21 protein-coding genes and 1 pseudogene are annotated in these 24,994 nt (G+C 68.1%); 17 read left to right on the forward strand and 5 right to left on the reverse strand.

Going from position 1 to position 24,994, the window contains the following annotated elements:
* The first annotated feature begins 25 nt into the window (after positions 1-25).
* Positions 26-1,777 (forward strand): ABC transporter permease, encoded by a 1,752-nt coding sequence (locus B5Y19_RS09620; protein WP_079591439.1) that lies wholly within the window; start codon positions 26-28, stop codon positions 1,775-1,777.
* Between the two features lie 89 nt (positions 1,778-1,866).
* The gene (locus B5Y19_RS09625; RefSeq protein ID WP_055728767.1) at positions 1,867-3,153 is read left to right on the forward strand and encodes a response regulator; all 1,287 of its coding nucleotides are present in this window, start codon (positions 1,867-1,869) and stop codon (positions 3,151-3,153) included.
* Between the two features lie 4 nt (positions 3,154-3,157).
* Here the strand turns inward: B5Y19_RS09625 and B5Y19_RS09630 are convergent, their stop codons facing one another.
* Entirely contained in the window at positions 3,158-4,102 is a 945-nt protein-coding gene (locus B5Y19_RS09630) for a LysR family transcriptional regulator (RefSeq protein ID WP_055728768.1), read from the reverse strand.
* A gap of 124 nt (positions 4,103-4,226) precedes the next feature.
* Between B5Y19_RS09630 and B5Y19_RS09635 the strand changes: the two genes are divergently transcribed.
* From B5Y19_RS09635 to B5Y19_RS26445, 7 genes and pseudogenes are all read left to right on the forward strand, one after another.
* On the forward strand, positions 4,227-5,723 hold the full coding sequence (locus tag B5Y19_RS09635) for a CoA-acylating methylmalonate-semialdehyde dehydrogenase (protein ID WP_055728769.1): 1,497 nt from the start codon (positions 4,227-4,229) through the stop codon (positions 5,721-5,723).
* Between the two features lie 273 nt (positions 5,724-5,996).
* Positions 5,997-7,151, forward strand: coding sequence for an isobutyryl-CoA dehydrogenase (locus B5Y19_RS09640; protein WP_139384331.1), 1,155 nt, complete (start codon positions 5,997-5,999; stop codon positions 7,149-7,151).
* A 124-nt stretch (positions 7,152-7,275) separates the two neighbouring features.
* Positions 7,276-8,163: a 3-hydroxyisobutyrate dehydrogenase gene (gene mmsB / locus B5Y19_RS09645; protein ID WP_079591389.1), complete on the forward strand. Its 888-nt coding sequence runs from the start codon at positions 7,276-7,278 to the stop codon at positions 8,161-8,163.
* Positions 8,164-8,206: 43 nt separating this feature from the next.
* Positions 8,207-9,163: an NAD(+) diphosphatase gene (gene nudC / locus B5Y19_RS09650; protein WP_055728771.1), complete on the forward strand. Its 957-nt coding sequence runs from the start codon at positions 8,207-8,209 to the stop codon at positions 9,161-9,163.
* Positions 9,164-9,218: 55 nt separating this feature from the next.
* Positions 9,219-10,391, forward strand: a complete 1,173-nt coding sequence (locus B5Y19_RS09655; RefSeq protein WP_055728772.1) for an amidase — start codon at positions 9,219-9,221, stop codon at positions 10,389-10,391.
* Positions 10,388-10,792, forward strand: a complete 405-nt coding sequence (gene hpxZ, locus B5Y19_RS09660) for an oxalurate catabolism protein HpxZ (protein WP_055728773.1) — start codon at positions 10,388-10,390, stop codon at positions 10,790-10,792. The genes B5Y19_RS09655 and hpxZ overlap by 4 nt, the downstream gene beginning before the upstream one ends.
* Positions 10,793-10,937: 145 nt before the next feature.
* Positions 10,938-11,150: pseudogene (locus tag B5Y19_RS26445) on the forward strand (helix-turn-helix domain-containing protein); the annotation flags it as partial.
* Between the two features lie 74 nt (positions 11,151-11,224).
* Here the strand turns inward: B5Y19_RS26445 and B5Y19_RS09670 are convergent.
* Together B5Y19_RS09670 and B5Y19_RS09675 are read right to left on the reverse strand one after the other, a co-directional pair.
* Entirely contained in the window at positions 11,225-12,079 is an 855-nt protein-coding gene (locus B5Y19_RS09670) for a prephenate dehydratase (RefSeq protein ID WP_055728775.1), read from the reverse strand.
* Between the two features lie 78 nt (positions 12,080-12,157).
* Entirely contained in the window at positions 12,158-12,892 is a 735-nt protein-coding gene (locus tag B5Y19_RS09675; protein WP_055728776.1) for a 3-deoxy-manno-octulosonate cytidylyltransferase, read from the reverse strand.
* A gap of 201 nt (positions 12,893-13,093) precedes the next feature.
* On the opposite strand from B5Y19_RS09675, the gene B5Y19_RS09680 reads away from it, so the two are divergent.
* From B5Y19_RS09680 to B5Y19_RS09705, 6 genes are all read left to right on the forward strand, one after another.
* Positions 13,094-13,636: a c-type cytochrome gene (locus B5Y19_RS09680; RefSeq protein WP_055728777.1), complete on the forward strand. Its 543-nt coding sequence runs from the start codon at positions 13,094-13,096 to the stop codon at positions 13,634-13,636.
* Between the two features lie 184 nt (positions 13,637-13,820).
* On the forward strand, positions 13,821-15,683 hold the full coding sequence (locus B5Y19_RS09685) for an extracellular solute-binding protein (RefSeq protein ID WP_055728839.1): 1,863 nt from the start codon (positions 13,821-13,823) through the stop codon (positions 15,681-15,683).
* A gap of 7 nt (positions 15,684-15,690) precedes the next feature.
* The gene (locus B5Y19_RS09690) at positions 15,691-16,776 is read left to right on the forward strand and encodes a microcin C ABC transporter permease YejB (RefSeq protein ID WP_079591391.1); all 1,086 of its coding nucleotides are present in this window, start codon (positions 15,691-15,693) and stop codon (positions 16,774-16,776) included.
* 2 nt (positions 16,777-16,778) lie between these two features.
* On the forward strand, positions 16,779-17,951 hold the full coding sequence (locus tag B5Y19_RS09695) for an ABC transporter permease (RefSeq protein WP_139384332.1): 1,173 nt from the start codon (positions 16,779-16,781) through the stop codon (positions 17,949-17,951).
* Positions 17,948-19,576 (forward strand): ABC transporter ATP-binding protein, encoded by a 1,629-nt coding sequence (locus B5Y19_RS09700; protein ID WP_055728779.1) that lies wholly within the window; start codon positions 17,948-17,950, stop codon positions 19,574-19,576. Before B5Y19_RS09695 ends, B5Y19_RS09700 begins: the two co-directional genes overlap by 4 nt.
* Positions 19,577-19,578: 2 nt before the next feature.
* Positions 19,579-20,796, forward strand: coding sequence for a phosphopentomutase (locus tag B5Y19_RS09705; RefSeq protein WP_055728780.1), 1,218 nt, complete (start codon positions 19,579-19,581; stop codon positions 20,794-20,796).
* Position 20,797: 1 nt separating this feature from the next.
* Here the strand turns inward: B5Y19_RS09705 and B5Y19_RS09710 are convergent, their stop codons facing one another.
* The gene (locus B5Y19_RS09710) at positions 20,798-22,255 is read right to left on the reverse strand and encodes a methyl-accepting chemotaxis protein (protein ID WP_079591392.1); all 1,458 of its coding nucleotides are present in this window, start codon (positions 22,253-22,255) and stop codon (positions 20,798-20,800) included.
* Positions 22,252-22,578: a hypothetical protein gene (locus B5Y19_RS09715; protein WP_055728782.1), complete on the reverse strand. Its 327-nt coding sequence runs from the start codon at positions 22,576-22,578 to the stop codon at positions 22,252-22,254. The genes B5Y19_RS09710 and B5Y19_RS09715 overlap by 4 nt, the downstream gene beginning before the upstream one ends.
* A gap of 224 nt (positions 22,579-22,802) precedes the next feature.
* On the opposite strand from B5Y19_RS09715, the gene B5Y19_RS09720 reads away from it, so the two are divergent.
* Positions 22,803-23,231, forward strand: coding sequence for a TadE/TadG family type IV pilus assembly protein (locus B5Y19_RS09720; RefSeq protein ID WP_055728783.1), 429 nt, complete (start codon positions 22,803-22,805; stop codon positions 23,229-23,231).
* Between the two features lie 34 nt (positions 23,232-23,265).
* On the forward strand, positions 23,266-24,993 hold the full coding sequence (locus tag B5Y19_RS09725; RefSeq protein ID WP_079591393.1) for a pilus assembly protein TadG-related protein: 1,728 nt from the start codon (positions 23,266-23,268) through the stop codon (positions 24,991-24,993).
* Position 24,994 lies beyond the last annotated feature (1 nt).

The raw sequence follows: 24,994 nt of genomic DNA on the forward strand, positions 1-24,994 counted from the left end.
CATCGCCTTCGAGATGGCCGGCGCCATGACGCTGGCCATCGCCCGAAACCGGAAGCGGGAGCCCGCCCTGGCGGCCCCGCTTCTGCCGCGCCTGCCGTTGCCGGAAGGCCTCGGCCTGCCGGCGCTCGTCGTCGCCGTCGCGCTCCTGCTCGGCGGACTGCCCTTCTTCCGCCTGGTCGCAGCCGCCTTCGCTCCGGGCGGGCAGTTCGCGCCGGATGCCGCCTTCGCCGAGATGGCGAGCCGTTCCGCCATGACCGCGACCTGGCATACGCTCGAGACCGCCAGCCTCTCCGCGGCCGGGGCCCTGCTCGTCGGCGGCATCGTCGCGCTGGCGCTCGGCGTCACCGATGTGCGGGGAAAGCGCCCCCTCGCCTTCGCTTTCGTCTTCTCGATGATGATCGCGCCGCAGGTGGCCGCGCTTGCCTTCCTCAGCCTGTTCGCACCGAACTCGCAGATTCTCGCGCTGATTGGCCTCGCACCGGCGCCGGGCACGCCGAACCCGCTGCTGGGGCGCGGCGGCATCGTCCTGGTGATGGCGCTGCACCACGCGCCGCTGGTCGCGATCACGCTCTGGACCGGGTTGCGCAGCATCCCGCAATCCCTGATCGAGGCGGCGCAGATGGAGGGGGCTTCGCACGCCACCATCACCGCGCGGATCGTCGTGCCCGTGCTGCGGCCGCAGATCGTGGCGGCCGGCCTCGTCGCCTTCGTCGCGGGCGTCGGCAATTTCGGCATTCCCGCCCTACTCGGCCTGCCCGTGAACTATCTGACGCTGCCGACGCTGATCTATCGCCGGCTGTCGAGCTTCGGCCCGTCGAGCCTCGGCGAGACGGCGGCGCTCGCCGTGCTGGTCGGCACCGTGGCGGCGCTGGGCATCGTCGCCAGTGCGCTCGTCGCCCGCCGCCAGCGCGGCAAGATCGAGATCGAACGGCCGCTCGAGCCGTTCTGGCGGCTCGGCGCCGCCCGGCCCTTCGTCGCGGCGGGTCTCTGGGGGCTGCTGGCGCTGAAGCTCGGCCTGCCCCTGCTGGCGCTGCTGAGCGAGGCGCTGACGCCGGCACTCGGAGTCGCCCTCTCCTGGCAGACGCTGACCTTCGACAAATTCGCGGAGGTACTGTTCCGGCAGGCCGCGACGATGCGCGCCTTCCGCAACTCGCTGGCCTTCGCCGGCGCCGCCGCCGTCATCCTCGCCTTGCTGGCGATCGCCTTCGCCTATGCGCTGGAGCGGCGGCTCGGCAAGCTCAGACGCCCGGTCGAGCTCCTGATCGAGCTACCCTATGCGCTGCCGGGCGTGGTCCTCGCCATCGCCTGCATCCTGATCTTCCTGAAGCCGCTGCCGCTCATCGGGGTCAGCATCTACGGCACGCCCTTCATCATCCTCTTCGCCTATCTCGCGCGCTTCCTGCCGCTGGCCCTGAAGGCTCCAGTCGCGGCCATGGCCCAGATCGAGGCGCATCACGAGGAGGCGGCGAAGCTCGACGGCGCCAATCTCTGGCAGATGCTGCGCTTCATCGTCGCGCCGATCCTGGCGCCGGCCGCCGCCGTCTCGGCCCTGATGGTCTTCCTCGTCGCCTTCAACGAGCTCACGGTCTCGGCCCTGCTCTGGTCGTCGGGCACGGAGACGCTCGGGGTGGTGCTGTTCAGCCTGAAGGAGGCGGGATTGGCCGGCGAGGCAGCAGCGGTCGCCGTCAGCGCCTCGGCCGTCATCCTCGCGGCGATGCTGGTCCTCGACCTGCTGGGCCGGCATCTGCCGCAGAACATCCTGCCCTGGCGCCTCTGACGGGGCGCGCGGCCGGATGGAAACGGCCCTTCGCCGTGACGGAAAATTAAGCTTGCGAGCGCCCTAGATGAGCCATGGGTGCTTCTACGATGCTTCAGACCAGACAAGAACCGATCGCCGATGACCGCAAGATCCTCGTGATCGAGGACTCCCGCACCTTCTCGCTGGCGTTACGTCAGTTTCTCGAAGCGGAAACCGGACTGCCGGTCACGACCTGCGGCTCCCTCAAGGATCTGAGCGAACTGATCGTCGCCGCGCCCGGCGCCTATGCGATCGCGGTGGTCGACCTCAACCTGCCCGACGCGCCGCGCGGCGAGGCGCTGGATTGGACCGTCACCCACGGCATCCCCTCGGTCGTCTTCACCGCCACCTTCGATCTCGCCACGCGCGGCCGGATCATGGAGCGCGAGGTGATCGACTATGTCCTGAAGGACAACGAGCTCGCGCTGCCCAACCTCGTCGGCACCGTCAAGCGCGCGCTGGACAACCGCAACACCCGCATCCTCGTCGTCGACGACACCCGCACCACCCGCAAGGTGCTCGCCCGCATGCTGGCAATCCAGCAATATGCCGTGGTCGAGGCCGGATCCGGCCAGGAAGCGCTGGCGATGCTCGATGCGAACCCGGACATCCAGCTGGTGGTCAGCGACTACTACATGCCCGACATGGACGGATTCGAGCTGGCGCGCCGCATCCGGCGCCTCCACCCCAAGGTCCGGCTACTGGGCATCTCGTCCTCGACCGATCGCAAGACATCGGCGGGCTTCCTCAAGGCGGGCGCGCACGACTTCGTCTCGCGCCCCTTCGTGCTCGAAGAGCTGCAATGCCGCATCGCCTCCAATGTCGAGACGCTGGCACAGTTGAAGCAGCTGCAGGATCTGGCCGCGCGCGACTTCCTGACCGGCCTGTTCAACCGCCGCCACTTCTTCGAGAACGGACGCCGGCTCGTCGACGAGGCGCGCGCGATGGGTGTTCCGGTCTCGATCGCCATTCTCGACATCGATCACTTCAAGCGGCTCAATGACCGCCATGGCCATGACGGCGGCGACAAGGCGCTCATGGCGGTCGCGCGCAGCCTCAGTGCCTCGGCCGAGCGCGGCTTCAACCTGCTCGCGCGCTTCGGGGGCGAGGAATTCGCGATCCTCTTTCCCGGCGCCGATCTCGATGAGGCCGTACGGCTCTGCGACGGCATTCGGGAGACGATCGCGCGCGAGTCGCAGGCTCTGGGCGACGAGGCGCTCGCCCTCACGGTCTCGCTGGGCGTGGCCGAGATCGGTCCGGACGACGAGCTGGACGCCAGCCTCAACCGCGCCGACCGAGCCCTCTATTCGGCCAAGCAGAAGGGCCGCAACCGGGTCGACACCGCGGCGGCCTGAAGCGCTATTCCGCCGCCTGGCGCCGCTCCGGCGCACGCGCCTCCGGCCTCGTCTCGCCCAGCAGCAGCAGGCGCGACGCCTTCGCCTCGCGCACGATGAAGTCGACGATGGCGCGCACCCGCGCCACGTCCTTCAGATCGGCATGCACGAGCAGCCAGAAGGAGCGCGTGATCTGCACCGTCTCCGGCAGGACCGGGACAAGGCGGGTTTCCCCTTCCGCCATGAAATGATGGATGACGCCGATGCCGGCGCCGGCGGCCACCGCATTCATCTGCGCGATGACGCTGGAGCTCTGGACATGGGCGCGCAGCCCCTTGGCGACCTCGTCGAGATAGTCGAGCTCGGGCGAGAAGATCAGGTCGTCGATATAGCCGATGATGCGGTGCTCGAAGAGATCCTCCGGCTTCGTGATCGGCGGCATCGACGCCAGATATTCCGGCGCGGCGTAAAGGCCGAGGCGATAATCGGAGAGCTTGCGGGCGACGACCTTGCCCTCCTTGGGCGGGGCCAGCGTGATCGCGACGTCCGCCTCGCGCTTCGACAGCGAGAGCAGCCGCGGCATGGCGATCAGCTGGATCTCGAGACCGGGATAGGATTTCGCGAAGGTCGCAAGCCGTGGCGCCAGGAAGGAGGTGCCGAATCCATCAGGCGCGCCGATCCTGACCGTGCCCGACAAGGCCATGTCGGCACCGCCGATATCACTCTGGATCGCAAGCGCCTCGGTCTCCATGCTCTCCGCCTTGGCGAGCAGGCGCTCGCCGTGCCCGGTCAGGGTGTAGCCCTGCGGGCGGCGCTCGAAGAGCTTGGCCTTCAGCGCTTCCTCGAGCGAGGTGATGCGGCGCGAAACCGTGGCATGGTCGGCCCCGAGCCGGCGCGCGGCCGCCGTGAGGCGCCCCGAGCGCGCCACGGCGAGAAAGAAGCGGAGGTCGTCCCAGTCGAAGCGCTCCAAGGCCCTCTCCCCATATTTGTGTTTTCGCACGGCCGACGTTCCACTCTCGCTATAGCCGTGCACAAACGGGAATGGTAGTGAGTCATCACGATCACCACACCACCAATTCGTAGGGAGGGCGCCCATGCGTCAGGTTGGACATTTCATCGGCGGCAAGCACGTCGCCGGCACTTCGGGGCGCACCTCCGACATCTTCCAGCCGATGGACGGCAGCGTGATCGGCAAGGTCGCGCTCGCCTCCGCCGCCGAGCTCGACGCCGCGGTGCGGAACGCGGCCGAGGCACAGCCGAAATGGGCCGCGGTCAACCCGCAGCGCCGCGCCCGCGTGCTGATGAAGTTCCTGGACCTGATCGCCCAGAACAACGAGGAGCTCGCCGATCTGCTCGCCCGCGAGCACGGCAAGACCATTCCCGACGCCAAGGGCGACATCCAGCGCGGCGTCGAGGTGATCGAGTATTCGCTCGGCGTCCCCGGCCTGATGAAGGGCGAGTTCACCGACGCCGCCGGCCCCGGCATCGACATCTACTCGATGCGCCAGCCGCTCGGCGTCGTCGCCGGCATCACGCCGTTCAACTTCCCGGCGATGATCCCGCTCTGGAAGCTCGGCCCCGCGATCGCCTGCGGCAACGCCTTCATCCTGAAGCCCTCCGAGCGCGACCCCGGCGTGCCGATGCGCCTGGCCGAGCTGTTCGTCGAGGCAGGCGGACCTCCCGGTATCCTCAACGTCGTCAACGGCGACAAGGAATCGGTCGACGCCATCCTCGACCATCCCGAGATCAAGGCCGTCGGCTTCGTCGGCTCGACCCCGATCGCGGAATATATCTACGCCCGCGGCTGCGCGAACGGTAAGCGCGTGCAGTGCTTCGGCGGCGCCAAGAACCACATGGTCATCATGCCGGACGCCGACATGGACCAGGCGGTCGACGCGCTGATCGGCGCGGGCTACGGCTCGGCCGGCGAGCGCTGCATGGCGATCTCGGTCGCGGTCCCTGTCGGCAAGGCGACGGCGGACGAGTTGGTGAAGCGGCTGATCCCGCGCGTGGAGAGCCTCAAGGTCGGCCCCTCGACCGACCTCTCCGCCGATTACGGCCCGGTCGTGACCAAGGCGGCGGTGGAGAAGATCAAGTCCTATGTCGACATCGGCGTGCAGGAAGGCGCCAAGCTCCTCGTCGACGGCCGCGGCTTCAAGATGCAGGGCTACGAGAACGGCTTCTATGTCGGCGGCTGCCTGTTCGACAACGTCACCAAGGACATGCGCATCTACAAGGAGGAGATCTTCGGGCCCGTCCTCTCCGTGCTGCGCGCCGAGAGCTATGACGAGGCGCTGAAGCTCACCAACGACCACGAATACGGCAACGGCACGGCGATCTTCACCCGCGACGGCGACGCCGCGCGCGACTTCGCCTCGAAGGTGCAGGTCGGCATGGTCGGCATCAACCTGCCGATCCCGGTTCCGCTGGCCTACTACACCTTCGGCGGCTGGAAGCGCTCCGCCTTCGGCGACCTCAACCAGCACGGGCCGGACGCGATCCGCTTCTACACCAAGACCAAGACCGTGACCGCCCGCTGGCCGAGCGGCATCAAGGACGGCGCCAGCTTCGTCATCCCGACGATGAACTGACGCGCTGCCGGAGGAGGCCATGAAGCGAGCGCTGCGCCCGTCCGCATCGTCGCTTCCGGCCTCCCTTCGGGGCTGGCTCCCGGCCATGCCCGCCGCCCGCACGGAGCGACCTGCCGGTAGCGCCTTTCCTCCCGCTCCCGGGACAACCCGGGGCGGGGCCCGCGCCGAGCGCATCTTCTCCCCATCCCGATCCGGGACGAAGAGGCCGGGCCTTTCGTCGCGATTGCGCGCGACTGCGCGACGGGACTATCTCACTGATCAGGAGGGCCAGCCTTGAACGCCTTCGCTCTCACCGAAGACCAGATCGCCATTCGCGAGATGGCCCAGGATTTCGCCGCGGAAACGCTCGCTCCCCATGCAGCGCGCTGGGACGAGGAGAAGCATTTCCCGGTCGCGGAGATGCGTGCCGCCGCCGCGCTCGGCATGGGCGGCATCTACATCCAGGAGGATGTCGGCGGCTCCGGCCTGTCGCGCCTCGACGCGGCGCTGATCTTCGAGGCGCTCTCGACCGGCTGCCCGACGGTCGCGGCCTATATCTCGATCCACAACATGTGCGCCTGGATGATCGACCGCTATGGCTCGGAGGAGCAGCGCCAGCGTTTCCTGCCGAAGCTGTGCACGATGGAGCATCTGGCGAGCTATTGCCTGACCGAGCCCGGCGCCGGTTCCGATGCCGCCGCGCTGAAGACCAAGGCCGTGCTGGACGGCGACTATTATGTCCTCGACGGGCAGAAGCAGTTCATCTCGGGCGCCGGCGTCTCCGACGTCTATGTCGTGATGGTGCGCACCGGCGAGCCCGGCCCCTCCGGCATCTCGACCATCGTCGTGGAGAAGGACACCCCCGGCCTCTCCTTCGGCGCCAACGAGAAGAAGATGGGCTGGAACGCCCAGCCGACGCGAGCCGTGATCTTCGAGAATTGCCGCGTGCCGGTGGCCAACCGGCTCGGGCCCGAGGGGATCGGCTTCAAGATCGCCATGGCAGGGCTCGACGGCGGTCGTCTCAACATCGGCGCCTGCTCGATCGGCGGCGCCCAAGGGGCGCTCGACAAGGCCCTCGCCTATGCCAAGGAGCGCAAGGCCTTCGGCGCGGCGATCGCCGATTTCCAGGCCCTGCAGTTCAAGCTCGCCGACATGGCGACGGAGCTGGAAGCGGCCCGCACCTTCCTGTGGCGCGCGGCATCCGCCCTCGACGCCAAGGCGCCGGATGCGACCAGGCTCTGCGCGATGGCCAAGCGCATCGCCACCGACACCGGCTTCGAGGTCGCCAATGACGCGCTGCAGATCCATGGCGGCTACGGTTATCTCGCCGACTACGGCATCGAGAAGATCGTCCGCGACCTGCGCGTCCACCAGATCCTCGAAGGCACCAACGAGGTGATGCGGATGATCGTGGCGCGCGGCCTGGTCGGGCGCTCGAAGGGAAATTGAAGATCGACGTCATTCTCGGGCGAAGCGAAGCGCAGACCCGAGGAACTCGTGACCGGAACGCCATGGTTTCCGAGATGGCCGGCTCAAGGCCGACCATGACGGCTAGCGAAGGGAGAGAACGACCATGACCAATATCGCCTTCATCGGCCTCGGCAATATGGGCGGCCCGATGGCCGGCAATCTCGTCAAGGCCGGTCACAGCGTCCAGGCCTTCGATCTGGTGCAGGCATCGAAGGACGCGGCCGCGGAGATGGGCGTCGGGATCGCCGGCTCGGCGAAGGCGGCCGTGGCCGGTGCCGAGGTCGTGGTGACGATGCTGCCGGCCGGCAAGCATGTGTTTTCGGTCTGGGCCGACATCCTGCCCGCGGTGAAGCCCGGCACGCTGCTGATCGATTCCTCGACGATCGATGTCGACAGCGCGCGCAAGGCGCATGCGCTGGCGGCCGAGCATGGTTGCCCCTCGCTCGACGCCCCGGTCTCCGGCGGCACCGGCGGGGCGAAGGCAGCGACGCTGACCTTCATGGTTGGCGGCGCGGATGCGGCCTTCGCCCGGGGAGAGCCCGTCCTGGCCAAGATGGGCCGCAAGATCGTCCATTGCGGCGGGGCCGGCAACGGCCAGGCGGCGAAGATCTGCAACAACATGATCCTGGGCATCTCGATGATCGGCGTCTCCGAAGCCTTCGTGCTGGCCGAGAAGCTCGGCCTGGCGCATCAGGCCCTGTTCGACGTCGCCTCGACCTCGTCCGGCCAGTGCTGGTCGCTCACCACCTATTGCCCGGTGCCGGGCCCCGTCCCGACCTCGCCGGCCAACAACGACTACAAGCCCGGCTTCGCCTCGGCGCTGATGCTGAAGGACCTCAAGCTGTCACAGGAGGCGGCTCAAGCAGCCGGGGCCTCGACCCCGCTCGGTGCTGCCGCGGCGCAGCTCTTCGCCCTGCACAATGCCTGGGGCGAGGGTGACATGGATTTCTCCGGCATCATCCATCTCCTGCGGGGACGCAGGGACGCGTGAGACGCGCTTGCGCGGCGGGCGTGAGCGGGTCTAGACCCGATTCATGAACGACGCTCCGCTCCGCCGCGAACGCTCCGCCCTCACAGGCTTCGCGATCAACAGGCTCGACCGGCGGGAGGACCTGCGCAACAAGCCCGATGCGGTGACGGCGCTGCGCCACCGCTCGGATACGCGGATCGTCGCCGTCGCCGGCGAAACGCCGGTGCTCAAGCGGCTCGATGGCGAGGCGCTCTCGATCTGGTTCAGCCATGGCGAGACCGAGATGCTCGGTCCGGCCGCCGAGGAGATCTTCCTCGGCATGGCCGAGGACGGCGCTCCGCGCTTCGCGCGCCTGCTCGACCGGGCGCTGGCCGAGACACTGAAGGAACGCCCCGAACTGTTCCTGACCGATCTTCGCTCGGTTGCGCTGAAGCGCATCGTGCCCGAGGACGAGGTCGGGCCGCTCGGCGAGGCCAAGGCCGTGCTCGACTGGCATGCCCGCCACCGCTTCTGCGCGCAATGCGGCGGACCGACCGTCGCCGGCGCTTCGGGCTGGCGACGCGAATGCACCGCCTGCGGCGCCATGCATTTCCCGCGCACCGACCCGGTCGTGATCATGCTGGTGACGCGGGGCGATGCCTGCCTGCTGGCGCGGCAGGCCCGTTTCGCGCCCGGCATGTATTCCTGCATCGCCGGCTTCGTCGAGCCCGGCGAGACGCTGGAAGACGCCGTCCGGCGCGAAAGCTGGGAGGAGGCCGGCCTGCGCGTCGGCACGGTCCGCTACATCGCCTCGCAGCCCTGGCCTTTCCCGTCCTCGATCATGGTCGGCTGCATCGCCGAAGCCCTCGGCGACGAGATCACCCTCGACATGACCGAGCTCGAGGCCGGGCGCTGGTTCCCGCGCGAGGAGGTGCTGCAGATGCTGGACGGGGTCCATCCGGACGGCCTCGCCTGCCCGCAGCACATCGCCATCGCCAATACGCTGGTGCGGGCCTGGGCGCTCGAATGCGAGCGGATCTGACCGGGCGCGTGTCCTGCGCCGCCTCCCCGACAAACAGCCTTTGCGGAGCCTTTGCATGACGGACCCGGTCAACGCCTTCGTAGCCGGGCCGCGCGCCCGTATTTCCGGCCGCGCCGGGGGAGCGCTCGCCGGGCTCAGCTTCGCGGTGAAGGATCTGTTCGACGTCGCCGGCATTCCCACGGGCGGCGGCAACCATGACTGGGCCAAGGCGAACCCGGTGCCCGAGCGCCATGCCTGGGCGGTGCAGACACTGCTCGACGCCGGCGCCGACCTCGTCGGCAAGACCATCACCGACGAGGTCTCGCTCGGCATCCTCGGCGAGAACGCCTTCGATGGCACCCCGACCAACAGCGCGGCGCCGGAGCGCGTGCCCGGCGGCTCCTCCTCCGGTTCGGCCGCGGCCGTCGCCGCTGGCCTCTGCGACACGGCGCTGGGCACCGACACCGGCGGCTCGATGCGGGTGCCTTCGAGCTTCTGCGGGATCTACGGCATCCGGCCGACGCATGGCCGCATCGACGTCACCGGGCTGATGCCGCAGGCGCCGAGCTCGGATACCGCCGGCTGGTTCGCCCGCGATGCCGCGACCTTCGCCCGGGTCGGCGCGGTGCTGCTCGGCGAGGCCCCCGGCCCGCTGCCGACGAAGCTCCTGATCGCCGTCGACGCCTTCGCCTTCGCCGATCCGGAGGTCGCGGCCGCCCTGCAGCCGATGGTCCGCAAGCTGGAGCGGGTCGTCGGGCCGGCGCGCGAGGAGATCATGGCGCCGCAGGGGCTCTCGGTCTGGGCGCGAGCCCAGCGCAGCCTCCAGCCGGTCGAAGCCTGGCAGACCTTCCGGCCCTGGATCGAGCGGCACAATCCGCGCATGGCCTTCAGCGTCGCCGCCGGGCTGATCGCCGGCTCGCAGGTTCCCGCGAGCGAGCGCAACTGGGCGGCGCTGATGCGCGAGGAGGCGCGGGCGCGTCTGCGCCATCTGCTGCCGCCCGGCACGGTCCTGTGCCTGCCGACCACACCGTTCCCGGCGCCGCTGCGCGGCCTGCCGATGCCGGCCCTGCAGCCGATGCGCGACCGCATCACCTGCCTCTGCGCCCAGGGCGGCCTCACCGGGTCGCCGCAGATCAGCATTCCCGGCGCGACGGTCGATGGTGCGCCGGTCGGTCTTTCGATCATCGGCGGGCGCGGCACCGACGCCAGCCTGATCGCCCTCGCTCAAGCCATGGAGGCCATCTCGTGACAGACCTCACCCCGAACCTGCCTGAAATCGTCGCAGAAATCAGCGCCCTGTTCGAACGCTACGAGCAGGCCCTGATCGACAAGAACGTCAATGTGCTCGACGCCTCGTTCTGGAACAGCCCCCATACGATCCGCTATGCGCTGGGCGAGAACGGCTACGGCTTCGACGAGATCCACCGCCACCGCCTCGCCCGCCCGCCGGGACCGGGCCTCAAGGAGAAGCGGATCCGGCTCGAGATCCTGACGCTCGGCCGCGACCTCGCCACGGTGAACCTCGAATTCAAGGTGCGCGGACGCGAGATCATCGGCCGCCAGAGCCAGACCTGGGTGCGCTTCCCCGATCTCGGCTGGAAGGTCGTCTCGGCCCATGTCTCGACGATGGAAGGGCCGCGCCCCTGGTGAGCCTCCTCCCGGAAGCCCGACGGCCACCGACACACAGCGGGCGTCTTTACCCTTCCTTAACCATGAGGGGCGCCCTCTGGTCGCAGTCCATCGGGGCTTTCGGGGGCTCGAAAGGACCAGGACCATGCCCGATCTCGATCTCGAGCAGGCCATCGTGGAGCAACTCGTCGGGTTGCCCGTTGCCGATGTCGAACGCGATCTGATCCTCGCCACGCTGCGCGAAACCGGCGGTAACCGCACCCATGCGGCCAATCTGCTCGGCATCGCCATCCGCACGCTGCGCAACAAGATCAACAGCTATGCGGCGGAAGGCTACGACGTGCCCGAACCGCCGCAGCCCAGCCTGGCCTGTGTCTGATGGCTCCCGATGCGGCGGCTTCACACCGCCGCATCGTCCTGATCAGGCGCCGCCGGCCGGCGCCCCGGGCCCAGCTACTCGCCGGCCTCTTCGATCGTCGAGCGGAAGTCGTTGGCAGGGTAGACGCCCATGATCTTCATCTCCTTGGAGAAATAGGAGAGCTCCTCGAGCGCGCGCCGGAGCGCCGGATCGTCGGGATGGCCCTCGACATCGGCGTAGAACATCGTCGCCGAGAACAGCCCGTCGACCATGTAGCTTTCCAGCTTGGTCATGTTGATGCCGTTGGTGGCGAAGCCGCCCATCGCCTTGTAGAGCGCCGCCGGGATGTTGCGGACGCGGAACATCAGCGTCGTCACGGTCCGGCCCGCGCCCTGACGGGCGTATTCCGGGTATTTCGAGAGCACGACGAAGCGGGTGGTGTTGTGCTTCTCGTCCTCGATGTCCTCCATCAGGATGTCGAGGCCATAGACCTCCGCCGCGATGCGCGGGGCGATGGCCGCTCGCGTCAGATCCCCGGCCTCGGCGACCTGGCGGGCGGAGCCGGCGGTGTCGGCCGCGACCTCGGCCTTGAGGCCGAGCTTGCGGATGATCTTGCGGCACTGGCCGAGCGCATGGATGTGGCTCTGCACCGTCTGGATGGTCGCCAGCGTCGCGCCCTTCACCCCCATCAGATGGAAGCGGATCGGCAGGAAATGCTCGCCGATGATGTGCAGCCCCGAGCGCGGCAGCAGGTGATGGATGTCGGCGACGCGCCCGGCGATCGAATTGTCGATCGGGATCATGCCGTAACGGGCCTTGCCGTCGCTGACGGCGGAGAGCGCATCCTCGAAGGTGGCGCAGGGCAGGAGCTCGCAGTCCGGAAACACCTGGAGAGCCGCCTGCGAGGAGAAGGCTCCGGGCTCACCCTGGTAAGAGACGACGAAGGACATGGGACGCTCAGGCTCCTGATCTTCTTGTTTTGACGCGGTCCGAACGCAAGGCCGCGGCGCGGCCTTGCCGGAACGGCTTCAGCGGGCTTTCAGGATCGCGCGGGCGCGATCGAGATCGGGGGGAGTGTCGACGCCGCGCGGCACATGGTCTATGATCATGACGTCGATGCGCATGCCATCCTCGAGCGCGCGCAACTGCTCGAGCTTTTCGCGCAGCTCCAGCGGCGATTGCGGCAGGCTGACGAAGCGGTCGAGCGCGGCGCGCCGATAGGCGTAGAGGCCGACGTGGTGATAGAGCGGCCCCTCGCCCGCCGGCGCCGTAGCCCGGGTGAAGTAGAGCGCGCGCATGTGACCGGGCGCAATCTCGCTGCCGATGAGCTTCACCACGCTCGGCGCGACCTTCTCTTCCTCGTCGGTGATCTCGCCCGCGAGCGTCGCGATATCCACAGCCGGATCGGCGAGCGGCTTCACCGCCGCAGCGATGGCCGAGGGCTCCAGCGTCGGAAAATCGCCCTGCACATTGACGATGATGTCGTAATGCCGCTCGGGATCGAGGATGTCGGCGGCTTCCTTGATGCGGTCCGAGCCGGTCTGATGGTCGGCGCTCGTCATCACCGCCCTGCCCCCGGCAGCCTCGATGGCGGCGGCGATTTCGGAGGCGTCGGTCGCCACGGCGACGTCTCCAGCGCCGGATTCGACCGCCCGGCGCCAGACGTGGACGATCATGGGCTCGCCATTGATGTCGGCGAGGGGCTTGCCGGGCAGGCGCGTCGCCTGCATGCGGGCGGGGATCAGGATCAGCGGATTCGACATGTTTCGAAGCGGGCTCGGCAAATGCGCCGCGGGCGGCGGCGGGCGGCGTCAAAAAGTCTCAAAGCGGAGCGTGCTTATACGAGTTGCAATGAAGCGCGCAAAGCGGTTAAGCAACGGCGGACGCTGGAGCCTTTCGAGACTCCGGCTAGCGCTATCTCGTCTCCCGGGCCTAGGCCGCGGAGGGCACAAGGTTCGGATACGATGAATATCGAAGCCAACAAGATCGCCGGCGCGGTTCTCTCCACGCTGCTTGTCGTGATGAGCCTCAATATGGCGGCGGGCATCGTCTTCGCGCCGAAGAAGCCGGCCGTGGCCGGCTTCGAACTGCCGAGCGAGGAGCCGGCCGCCGGAGCCGGCGGCGCCGCCGCCCCTGCGGCCGAGGAGCCGATCGCCGTGCGTCTCGCGAAGGCTGACCCGGCCAAGGGCGAGAAGGCCGTCGGCGCCTGCAAGGCCTGCCACACCTTCGACAAGGGCGGCGCCAACAAGGTCGGCCCGCATCTCTTCGGCGTCTATGGCCGCAACGAAGGCTCAGTCGATGGCTTCGGCTACTCCGCCGCGATGAAGGGCCGCAACGACAAGGTCTGGGACGCCGACGCGCTCGACCACTTCCTGAAGAACCCCAAGGCCTATGTGCCGGGCACCGCCATGGCCTTCGCCGGCATCAGCAAGCCCGAGGCACGCGCCGACGTCGTCGCCTATCTGAATTCGCTGTCGGATTCGCCGCAGCCGCTGCCGAAGCCCTGAGGCAGCCCGATCGAGGGCCGAGCAGAGATCACGAAGCCGGGCTTTGCCCGGCTTTTTCATTTCCGCGCCTTGCTCCCGCCCCGCGCGTGCCGGCACTATCGCTCTCCTGCCAGCCATTGCCGTAGCCCGCCGCGCAGGCGACACAGGACAACGGCGAATCAGAGGGAGACGCGAGACGATGGCGATGCGCATCACACGCCGCAGATTGCTGGAAGCCGCAGGTGCCGCGACCGTCGCGAGCGCCCTGCCCCAGCTTCCCCAAGCGGCGCTGGCGCAGGATGCCGAATCGCACGGACTCTCCACCTTCGGCGAACTGGCTCTGCCGCCGGACTTCCCGCATTTCGCCTATGTGAACCCGAAGGCACCGAAGGGCGGCCTGCTCACCGTCCAGATCAAGCGCGGTGGCGGCAACCAGAGCTTCGACACCTTCAACACGCTCAACACCTATGTTCTGCAAGGTGATGGCGCAGCCGGCATGGATGCCTGCTTCGACAGCCTGATGGCCGGCTCCGGCGACGAGCCGGGCTCGCTCTACGGCTTGCTGGCGAAGAGCGTCGCGGTCTCCTCGGACAAGCTGAGCTATCGCTTCCGCCTGCGGCCCGAGGCGCGCTTCCATGACGGCTCGCGCGTGACGGCCCGCGACGTCGCCTTCTCGATGAACATCCTGAAGGCGAAGGGCCATCCGACCTACCGCCTGCTGCTCAACGAGCTGGTCTCGTCGGAGGCCGAAGGCGACGATATCCTCGTGGTGAAGCTCTCGCCGAAGCGCGGACGCGACCTGCATCTCGTCGTCGCCGGCCTGCCGGTGTTCTCGGAGAAATACTGGTCGACGCGCGACTTCGCCGCCTCGACGCTGGAGCCGCCGCTCGGCTCGGGCGCCTACAAGGTCGGACGCTTCGAGCAGGGCCGCTTCATCGAGTTCGAGCGCGTGCCGGACTATTGGGCCAAGGACCTGCCGGTGAATATCGGCACCAACAATTTCGACCGCGTGCGCTGGGAGTATTTCCGCGACCGGCAGGTGGCGTTCGAGGCCTTCAAGAGCGGCGTCATCACCTTCCAGGAAGAGTTCACCTCGCGTATCTGGGCGACGGGCTACGATTTCCCGGCCGTGCATGAAGGCAAGGTCAAGAAGGAAACCCTTCCGAAGACCGAGCCGGTCGGCTCGCAGGGCTGGGTCTACAATACCCGGCGCGAGAAATTCGCCGATCCGCGCATCCGCGAGGCGCTGGGGCTGGCCTTCGATTTCGAATGGACGCGCAAGAACATCATGTTCGGCTCATTCGAGCGCATGACCTCCTATTTCGAGAACTCGGATTCCAAGGCGGTGGGCAAGCCTTCGCCGGAGGAGCTCGCCCTGCTCGAACCCTGGCGCGGCAAGGTGCCGGAAGAGGTCTTCGGCGAGCCCTTCCTGCCGCCGGTCTCGGACGGATCGGGCAGTGACCGCAACCTCCTGCGCAAGGCCGACGAAATGCTGCGCGCCGCCGGCTGCAAGCGCGACGGCAACGTGATGAAGCTGCCGAACGGGCAGCCCTTCGAGATCGAATTCCTCGATTCCAACCCGGCCCTGCAGCCGCACACCCAGCCCTTCCAGGCCAATCTCAAGCGGCTCGGCATCAACGCCACCTCGCGCCTCGTCGACCCCGCGCAGTATCAGCGCCGCCTCGACGAGTTCGATTTCGACATCATCAGCCGGGCGCTCTCGGGCGGCTCGATCCCCAGCGACACGCTCAGCATCGTCTATGGCTCGGAAGCGGCGAAGACCAAGGGCTCGCGCAATGTCGGCGGCATCAGCCACCCCGCCATCGACGCGATGATCGAGAAGATCGGCCAGGCGAAGACCTATGCCGACTGCATCGTCGCCGCGAAATGCCTCGACCGTCTGCTCCGCGCCGGCCGCTACTGGATTCCGATGTGGTGGAACGACGAGGAATGGCTGGCCTATTGGGACATGTACGACCGGCCGGCGACCAAGCCGAAATATTCTTCCGGCGCGCCGGGCATCTGGTGGTACGACGCCGAGAAGGCCAAGCGGATCGGAAAGGCGTGACCCGGGCATGCTGAGCTATATCGCCCGGCGCCTCGCGCTGATGGTGCCGACGCTGTTCGGCATCCTGCTCGTCTCCTTCGTCATCGTGCAGTTCGCACCGGGCGGACCGGTCGAACGCGTGATCTCGCAGCTCCAGAACCCCAATAGCGGCGCGGCCGACCGGGTCGGCGGCAGCCAGATGGGCGATGCCGGGGCGCATGGCGAGGCTTCCGCCTATCGCGGCGCGCAGGGACTCGACCCCGCCTTCATCAAGGAGCTCGAGAAGCAGTTCGGCTTCGACAAGCCGGCGCATGAGCGCTTCCTGAAGATGCTCGGCGACTATGCCCGCTTCGATTTCGGCCGCAGCTATTTCCGCGACGCGCCGGTGCTGCAGCTGATCAAGGAGAAGCTGCCGGTCTCGATCACGCTCGGGCTGTGGATGACGCTGCTCTCTTACGCGATCTCGATCCCGCTCGGCATCCGCAAGGCGGTCAAGGAAGGCTCGCGCTTCGACACCTGGACGAGCGCCATCGTCATCGTCGGCTACGCCATCCCGAGCTTCCTCTTCGCGATCCTGCTCATCGTGCTCTTCGCCGGCGGCTCGTTCTGGCAGATCTTCCCGCTCCGGGGCCTGACCTCGGACAACTGGGCCGATCTCAGCCTGTTCGGCAAGGTGAAGGACTATCTCTGGCACATCACGCTGCCGGTCCTGGCGATGGCGCTCGGCGCCTTCGCGACCTCGACGCTGCTGACCAAGAACTCCTTCCTCGACGAGATCCGGAAGCAATACGTCCTGACGGCGCGGATGAAGGGCCTCAGCGAGCGCGGCGTGCTCTACGGCCATGTCTTCCGCAACGCGATGCTGATCGTCATCGCCGGCTTTCCCGGCGCCTTCGTGCATGCGCTCTTCGCGGGATCGCTGCTGATCGAGACTATCTTCTCGCTCGACGGGCTCGGGCTCCTGTCCTTCGAGGCGATCGTCAACCGCGACTATCCCGTGGTCTTCGCCAATCTCTACATCTTCTCGCTGATCGGCCTCGTCGTGCACCTGATCACCGACCTGACCTATAGCTGGGTCGACCCCCGCATCGACTTCGAGAGCCGGGAGGCGTGAGCATGGACACGCTGATCGACGCTCCCCCGCCGGCCCTGCGCAGCGACACGCCCCTCGCACCAGCGGAAGCCAAGCAGGGCTGGCTCAAGCTCTCGCCGATCAACCGGCGCCGGCTCAACAACTTCAAGGCCAACAAGCGCGGCTGGTGGTCGCTCTGGCTGTTCCTGCTGCTGTTCGTGCTCTCGCTCTTCGCCGAGTTCATCGCGAACGATCGCCCGCTCGTCGTGCGCTACAAGGACGAATGGCTGTTCCCCGTCGCCGTGAACTACCCGGAAGAGAAGTTCGGCGGCTTCCTCGCCACAACCGATTATCGCGACCCGGTCATAGCCAAGGAGATCGCCGCCAACGGCTTCGCGATCTGGCCGCCGATCCGCTACTCCTACCGCACGCATAATCTCGACCTACCGGTGCCGGCCCCCGCCCCGCCGACCTGGATGCTCAAAGACGAGCAGTGCAGGCCGATCGCGGAGCGCAACGGTGGATCGACCTGCCGCGACCTCGAATGGAACTGGCTCGGCACGGACGACCAGGGGCGCGACGTGGTCGCGCGGCTGATCTACGGCTTCCGCATCTCCGTGCTGTTCGGGCTGATCCTGTGCGCCTTCTCCTCGGTGATCGGCATCGCGGCCGGCGCGATCCAGGGCTATTTCGGCGGCTGGACAGACCTGATCTTCCAACGCCTGATCGAGATCTGGACCTCGATCCCGGCGCTCTATCTGCTGATCATCGTCGCCGCGATCATCACGCCGAGCTTCTTCGTGCTGCTGGGGATCCTGCTGCTGTTCTCATGGGTGGCCCTGGTCGGCGTCGTGCGCGCCGAGTTCCTGCGGGCGCGCAATTTCGAATATGTCCGCGCTGCGCGGGCGCTCGGCCTCTCCAATCGCACGATCATGATCCGGCACCTGCTGCCGAACGCCATGGTGGCCACGCTGACCTTCCTGCCCTTCATCCTGAACGGCTCGATCACCACGCTGACCTCGCTCGACTTCCTCGGCTTCGGCCTGCCGCCCGGTTCTCCTTCGCTCGGCGAACTGCTGGCGCAGGGCAAGGCCAATCTGCAGGCGCCCTGGCTCGGCCTCTCCGGCTTCATCGTGATCGCGCTGATGCTGTCGCTGCTGATCTTCATCGGCGAGGCCGTGCGCGACGCCTTCGACCCGCGGAAGACCTTCGCATGACAGCGCCGCTGCTTTCCGTCGAAGACCTCTCCGTCGCCTTCCGCCAGGGCGGGCAGGAAACGCTCGCGGTCGACCGCGTCTCCTTCTCGATCGCCAAGGGCGAGACGCTGGCGCTGGTCGGCGAATCCGGTTCCGGCAAGTCGGTCTCGGCGCTGTCGATCCTGAAGCTGCTGAACTATCCGGCGGCGCATCACCCTTCCGGCAAGATCCTCTTCGGCGGGCAGGACCTGATCGCGGCCGACGAGGACGCAATGCGCAAGGTGCGCGGCAACGACATCACCATGGTGTTCCAGGAGCCGATGACCTCGCTCAACCCGCTGCACACGATCGAGCGGCAGATCGGCGAGATCCTCGAGCTGCACAAGGGCCTGCGCGGCGAGAAGGCCCGCGCCCGCACGCTGGAACTGCTGGAGCTCGTCGGCATTCGCGACGCCGCGAGCCGGCTCGACGCCTATCCGCACCAGCTTTCCGGCGGCCAGCGCCAGCGCGTGATGATCGCGATGGCGCTCGCCAACGAGCCGGAGCTGCTCGTCGCCGACGAGCCGACCACGGCGCTCGACGTCACCGTGCAGGCGCAGATCCTGAAGCTGCTCAAGGAGCTTCAGGGCCGGCTCGGCATGGCGATGCTGTTCATCACCCATGATCTCGGCATCGTCCGGCGCATCGCCGACCGGGTCTGCGTGATGCTGAAGGGCAAGATCGTCGAGCAGGGTCCGGTCGGCGAGATCTTCTCGAACCCGCAGCACGACTACACCAAGCGCCTGCTCGCGGCCGAGCCGAAGGGCCGGCCCGCGCCTGTCCCGGCCGACGCCGCGACGCTGCTCGAAGCCGGGCCGGTCAAGGTCTGGTTCCCGATCAAGTCCGGCCTGATGCGCCGTGTCACCGGCCATGTGAAGGCGGTCGACGGCATCTCGGTGAAGGTGCGCGAGGGCGAGACGCTGGGCGTCGTCGGCGAATCCGGCTCGGGCAAGACCACGCTCGGCCTCGCCATCCTCAGGCTGATCTCCTCGGAGGGGCCGATCGTCTTCCTCGGCGACCGCATCGACGGGCTCTCCAGCAAGCAGGTCCGGCCGAAGCGCAAGGACCTCCAGGTCGTCTTCCAGGACCCCTATGGCTCGCTCTCGCCACGCATGTCGGTGGCCGAGATCGTGGCCGAGGGACTCGCCATCCAGCAGCCGAACCTGACCTATCAGCAGCGCCGCGAGATCGTGGCGCAGGCGCTGGTGGATGTCGGCCTCGATCCGGCGGCGATGGACCGCTATCCGCACGAATTCTCCGGCGGCCAGCGCCAGCGCATCGCGATCGCGCGAGCGATGGCGCTCGACCCGAAATTCGTCGTGCTGGACGAGCCGACCTCGGCGCTCGACATGTCGGTGCAGGCGCAGATCGTCGAATTGCTGCGCGGCCTCCAAAGCAAGCGTAAGCTCGGCTATCTCTTCATCAGCCACGACCTCAAGGTGGTCAGGGCGCTGTCGCATCGGGTGGTGGTGATGCAGAACGGCAAGGTGGTCGAGGAAGGCCCGGCGGAAGCGATCTTCGCCCAGCCGCGCGAGGCCTATACCCAGGCGCTGCTGGCGGCCGCGCTCAATCTCGATACCGCCAACGGCAGCGCGGTGAGGGACTGATCATGGCGCGCGCGCTCCTGATCGTGCTGGACTCGGTCGGTTGCGGCGGCGCGACCGATGCGGTGGCCTATGGCGATGCCGGCTCGGACACGCTGGGCCACATCGCCGAGGCCTGCACGGAAGGCCGCGGTGATCGCGAGGGCCTGCGCAGCGGACCGCTCAACTTGCCGAACCTCGCCCGGCTCGGCCTCGCTCATGCCTGCGAAGCCTCGACCGGTCGGCCGCTCGCCGGCGTCGCCAGGCCGGCGCAGCCGCAAGGACGCTGGGGCTACGGCGTCGAGGTCAGCCAGGGCAAGGATACGCCGTCCGGCCATTGGGAGATCGCCGGTTGCCCGGTACCCTTCCGCTGGGGCTACTTCACCGATCTCGAGAACTCCTTCCCGGCCGAGCTCGTCGCCGGGATCGTCAAGGAAGGCGCCCTGCCCGGCATCCTCGGCAACAAGCACGCATCGGGCACCGCGATCATCGAGGAGCTCGGGCCCGAGCATATCCGGACGGGCAAGCCGATCTGCTACACCTCGGTCGATTCCGTTCTGCAGATCGCAGCGCATGAGGAGCATTTCGGGCTCGACCGGCTCTACGCCCTCTGCAAGCTCGCGCGGGGGCTGGTCGACCCCTTGCGGATCGGCCGCGTGATCGCGCGCCCCTTCGTCGGCTCGCCGGAGGAGGGTTTCACCCGCACCGGCAACCGCAAGGATTTCGCCATACCGCCCCCGGACGAGACGATCCTCGACCGCCTGACGCAGAAGGGCCGCAAGGTCGTCACCATCGGCAAGATCGGCGACATCTTCGCCCATCGCGCCACGGGCGAAGAGATCAAGCCCTTCGGCAATGCGGCGATGGTCGAGGCGACGCTGGAAGCCTGGGACGCCCTGCCCGACGGCGGCTTCTGCTTCGTCAACCTCGTCGACTTCGATACCGAGTACGGCCATCGCCGCGACCTACCGGGCTATGCGGCCGCGTTGGAGGCGTTCGACCGGCTGGTTCCGCATATCGAGGCGGTGCTGAAGCCGGGCGACATCGCCGTGATCACGGCCGATCACGGCAACGACCCGAGCTGGAGAGGCAGCGACCACACGCGCGAGCATGTGCCGATCCTCGCCTTCGGGCCCGGCATCGCGCCCGAGCCGCTCGGCCGGCGCGAGAGCTTCGCCGATATCGCGGCCAGCCTCGGCGTCTTCCTCGGCATCGGCCCGGTCGGCCCCGGCCGCCACTGGTAGATCAGGCGGCCGCGACCCGATTGCAGAAGCTCGCCACCTCGCGGCGGATGTCCTGCGCCTGCTGGGCGAGCGCGGTCGCAGCGCCCTCGAGTTGCTGCGCGGCGCCGTGAGCCTGCCGGGTCATGACCTCGAAGCCGCCGGCGACATCGGCGCTGCGCTGCGCCCCTTCGAAGGACAGCCGGACCTGATGGGCGATCTCGGCCGTGGCGCGGCTCTGCTCGCCGACCGAAAGCGCGATCGCATCGGCGACGCTCTCGACCTCGCCGATCGCCGCGACGATGTCGCGGATCGCCTTGAGCGAGCGCTGCGAGGCCTGCTGCATGGCCCCGATCTGATGCGAGACCTCGTCGGTGGCCTTCGCCGTCTGGGCCGAGAGGGTCTTCACCTCGCTGGCGACGACGGCGAAGCCGCGCCCCATCTCGCCGGCGCGCGCCGCCTCGATGGTGGCGTTGAGGGCGAGCATGCTGGTCTGCGCCGCGATGCCGCGGATGATCTCGACCACCGCGCCGACATTCTCGCTGCTATGCGCCAAATTCTCGATCTCGGCGCCGGCCCGGCGCGCCAGCGTCGCGGTCGATTTCGAGCCCTCGGCCGAATGGCCGGCATTGCGGCCGATCTCGCCGATCGAGGCGACGAGTTCCGTGCTGGCGGCCGAGAGATGATCGATGCTCTCCATGGTGCCCGCCGCCGAATCCGAAACCAGCGCGGTCTGCCGGCGGACATGGTCGGCCGTTTCGGTCAGGGCCCCCGCCTCGCTCTTCATCGCCTCGGCGGAGTGGTCGAGCACCGCCATGGCCTGCTCCATCTGCGCATGGAAGCTTGAGACCGCCGCGCGCAGGATCTCGGCCCTGCGAACGAGCTCGCCTGCGAGATTGCGCTCCTTCTCGCCGGCGATGCGTTCCCGCTCGGCGACGGCCTGCGCCCGGGCGAGGTTCTGCTCGTTGACGGCGAACATGCGCTGCAGGACGACCGCGAACACAGCGAGGAACGAGGTCTCGATGACGACGATCACGGCATGGAGCAACACGCGCAGCAGGCTTCCACCCTGATAGAACACCGCGGCCGGGAGCACATATTGCAGGGCGAGATGGTGCAGCGCCGTCAAGGCCGCGCCCGTCACGATCGGGCGCCAGTCGCAGAAGCCCGCCAGCAGCGCCAGCACCGCGAAATAATACATGTGGATGTCGGGCTGCCAGGGATGGCCGGCAAAGCCGAACACGAGGATCGAGACCTGCCCGATCAGAACGACCGCGATGACCTGCTGGGTCACGATGGCGGGCCCGGCCAGCCGGTAGACCAGCACGGCCCCCAGCGCCGCCACAGCCGCGATCGCCACCGGCACCGCCCCAGCAATGCCGTTTGCCCAGAAGCAGAGCGCCAGCAGCGGCACATGGATCAGCCCCAGGGTCAGCAGGGCCTGGGCCACCCGGCGGCGAACCAGCGACAGGGACCAGATCACGACAGGTCCCCCGCCGCGCCGGCCGCATCGAGGCAACCGGCGAGCCCCGCCAAGGTCAGGGAAAACCAGGCACCTTGCGGCAGGGATGGCCTTTCATGCGCGGTAGCGGGCGAGACGACGACGATCGAGGCCAGCCGGCCGCTCCGCAGTACATGGTGGCCAGCCTCGAAGCTCGCAGCGATCGCGCTGGCCCGGCCGGTCCAGGGCGGGAAGACGATCGCGATCGGCTCGGACGCCATGGCCGGACGCGGCAGGCTCGCGAGCGCACCGAGGCTGATGAACAGGCAGGCAGCAGCAATCAGCAGGCCGCCACCGAGAGACAAGCGCTCCTCGCGGACCGCTTCCGATCCCGGAAGGCACTTGGAAGGCATGGAAAGAAACCATTCTGGAAGACGGCCGCGCTGCGGCAAAGCAAGCGCAGCTCCGTAAAATTTCGCTTAAGCCCTTGGCTGCTTCTTAAGGACGGCTCCAACCCGGGCGCGCCATTTACCCTTCGTCAACGGGCCAGGTCACAACCTGAGATTGTTGTCCTTGCTGGGGATTGGCTATGCTGCACGCACTGCCCCACCTCGCCCGCGACCAGGATGGAACGAGCGCGATCGAGTTCGCCTTTATCGCCCCCATCCTCCTTCTGCTGCTCTTCGGCATCATGGGTTTCGGCTACGTCTTCGGCGTCTATCACGGCGTCCAGCAGATCGCCGCCGAAGCGGCCCGTTCGTCGGTGTCGGGGATCAGCGACGCCGAACGCGCCCAGATCGCACGGGCCTATGTCGCGGCCAACGCCACATCCTACGCCTTCATCGACCCGACGAAGCTGCGGGTCACGACCAGCCAGACCGGCCCGCAACTGCAGAACTTCGAGGTCGCCGTTTCCTACGACATGGGCGGCTCGGTCTACGGCGAACTGAGCCGGCTGGTTTCCCTGCCACCTCCCTTGATCGAGCGCCGCGCGGTCGTCCAGCGCGGCGGATACTGAACGACTATCCGAGATTTCAGGCTGGAGACCCGGGATGAGCAGGCTCAGGATTTTCGCGGATCACCAGAAGGGCGGCGCGGCCATTGTCTTCGCCATTTCGATCATGGCGCTCTTCGGCTTCGGCGCCATGGCCGTCGATGTCGGCAGCTTTTACTTCGAGAAGCGCAAGCTCCAGACCGCCAACGACCTCGCGGCGCTGGCCGCCGCCAGCGACATCCCGCGCGCTCAGGCGGCCGCTCAGGCGAGCGTGACGCAGAACGGCTTCGCCGGCAGCAACATCCGCTCCCTCCAACCCGGCATCTATACCCCCGACCCCGGCAAGCCGCCGGAAGCGCGCTTCGTGCCGGGCCCGGCGACGACCGCCAATGCGGTCAGGATCGATATGGGGACCACGACGCCGCTGCTGCTCGGCCGGGTCCTCTCCGCCTCCACCGTCGTCACGAAACCGGTGCAGGCCGCGGCCCCGTCGCAGGGGCCGGTGCTGGCCAGCGTCAGCGGCGAGGTCCCGATCGGATCGAGCGCCGTCGCCTTCCAGGACGCCCAGGCCTCCTTCGCGGTCGGCTCCCGCCTGCTCAAGCTCGATGGCGGCCTGCTCAACAGCCTGCTGAGCGCTTTGCTCGGCGGCGGCGTCTCGCTGTCCGTGATGGATTACGACGCCCTCATCAAGGCCCGCGTCGACCTGTTCGACTTCTCCCGCCACCTGGCCACCAGGCTCAACCTGACGGCAGTGACCTATGACGACGTGCTGAAGGCGAATGTTCGCCTCGGCGACGTGCTCGCGGCCATCGTCGATGCCTCGCGCGACCATGACACGCGCAGCGCCACCGCGACCGCCGCGCTCGGCCGCCTCGCCGCCGCCTCGGCGAGCGGCCTGCCCGTCAATCTCCCGTCCCTGATCTCCTTCGGCCCGTCCGGCGACAAGCCGATCGCCGGTCCAAAGCCGATCGCCGCTTCGCTGACCGCGCTCGACATCGTCTCCGCCGTCGCCCAGATCTCCAACGGCAACTGGCAGATCGATCTCGGCCTCAATCTCAACCTGCCGGGCATCGCCGCCGCTTCGCTCAAGCTCGGCATCGGCGAGCGGCCGGTCGGGACCAGCCTCGTGCGCGTGGGACGGGCCGGGACGAGCGTCCACACCGCCCAGACCCGCCTGCTCCTGACCGTCGATCTGCTCGGCTCGGGCGCGGCGGCGGTGGTGCGGCTACCGCTCTATCTGGAACTCGCCGCCGCCACGGCGCGCCTCACCGGCCTGCAATGCTCGCCGGGAGATGTCTCGACCTCGCGGGTGACGCTCGGCGTCACGCCGGCGCTGGTCGATGCCTGGATCGGGCAGGTCTCGATGGCCGAGTTCAACAATTTCACGGCGGCGCCACGGCCGCCGGCCGCGACGCTGCTCAACGTTGCCGGCCTCGCCAAGGTGACCGCCCGCGCCCATGTGACGATGACCAACCTGGCCGAGACCAGCGTCAGCTTCAGGTACGCCGAGATCCAGCGCGGCGACAAGAAGACGACCTCGACCCAGAACTTCGTCGCCACGCTGCTCGGACGGCTGATCGGCGATCTCCAGCTGGAGGTCGAGGCGCTCGGGCTGGGAATCGGATTGCCCGGCCTCGAGGGGCTGGTGGGCGGCATCGTCGCCACCGCCGCGACGCCGCTCGACCAAATCCTCAACGGGCTGCTCGGGACGCTGGGAATCGGGCTCGGCCAGGCGGATAGCTGGGTCACCGGCGTGCGCTGTGGCGGGGCGGTGCTGGTGCGGTAAG

This window comes from Allobosea thiooxidans (assembly GCF_900168195.1).
In the GTDB taxonomy this organism is placed as follows: Bacteria; Pseudomonadota; Alphaproteobacteria; order Rhizobiales; family Beijerinckiaceae; genus Allobosea; species Allobosea thiooxidans.

Coding starts and splice junctions, on each gene's coding strand:
- B5Y19_RS09620 (WP_079591439.1), top strand. CDS start 26: ATGACGCTGGCCATCGCCCGAAACCGGAAGCGGGAGCCCGCCCTGGCG.
- B5Y19_RS09695 (WP_139384332.1), top strand. CDS start 16,779: ATGGACACGCTGATCGACGCTCCCCCGCCGGCCCTGCGCAGCGACACG.
- B5Y19_RS09725 (WP_079591393.1), top strand. CDS start 23,266: ATGAGCAGGCTCAGGATTTTCGCGGATCACCAGAAGGGCGGCGCGGCC.
- nudC (WP_055728771.1), top strand. CDS start 8,207: ATGAACGACGCTCCGCTCCGCCGCGAACGCTCCGCCCTCACAGGCTTC.
- B5Y19_RS09655 (WP_055728772.1), top strand. CDS start 9,219: ATGACGGACCCGGTCAACGCCTTCGTAGCCGGGCCGCGCGCCCGTATT.
- B5Y19_RS09675 (WP_055728776.1), bottom strand. CDS start 12,892: ATGTCGAATCCGCTGATCCTGATCCCCGCCCGCATGCAGGCGACGCGC.
- B5Y19_RS09670 (WP_055728775.1), bottom strand. CDS start 12,079: ATGTCCTTCGTCGTCTCTTACCAGGGTGAGCCCGGAGCCTTCTCCTCG.
- B5Y19_RS09625 (WP_055728767.1), top strand. CDS start 1,867: ATGCTTCAGACCAGACAAGAACCGATCGCCGATGACCGCAAGATCCTC.
- B5Y19_RS09680 (WP_055728777.1), top strand. CDS start 13,094: ATGAATATCGAAGCCAACAAGATCGCCGGCGCGGTTCTCTCCACGCTG.
- B5Y19_RS09635 (WP_055728769.1), top strand. CDS start 4,227: ATGCGTCAGGTTGGACATTTCATCGGCGGCAAGCACGTCGCCGGCACT.
- B5Y19_RS09685 (WP_055728839.1), top strand. CDS start 13,821: ATGCGCATCACACGCCGCAGATTGCTGGAAGCCGCAGGTGCCGCGACC.
- B5Y19_RS09700 (WP_055728779.1), top strand. CDS start 17,948: ATGACAGCGCCGCTGCTTTCCGTCGAAGACCTCTCCGTCGCCTTCCGC.
- B5Y19_RS09705 (WP_055728780.1), top strand. CDS start 19,579: ATGGCGCGCGCGCTCCTGATCGTGCTGGACTCGGTCGGTTGCGGCGGC.
- mmsB (WP_079591389.1), top strand. CDS start 7,276: ATGACCAATATCGCCTTCATCGGCCTCGGCAATATGGGCGGCCCGATG.
- B5Y19_RS09720 (WP_055728783.1), top strand. CDS start 22,803: ATGCTGCACGCACTGCCCCACCTCGCCCGCGACCAGGATGGAACGAGC.
- B5Y19_RS09690 (WP_079591391.1), top strand. CDS start 15,691: ATGCTGAGCTATATCGCCCGGCGCCTCGCGCTGATGGTGCCGACGCTG.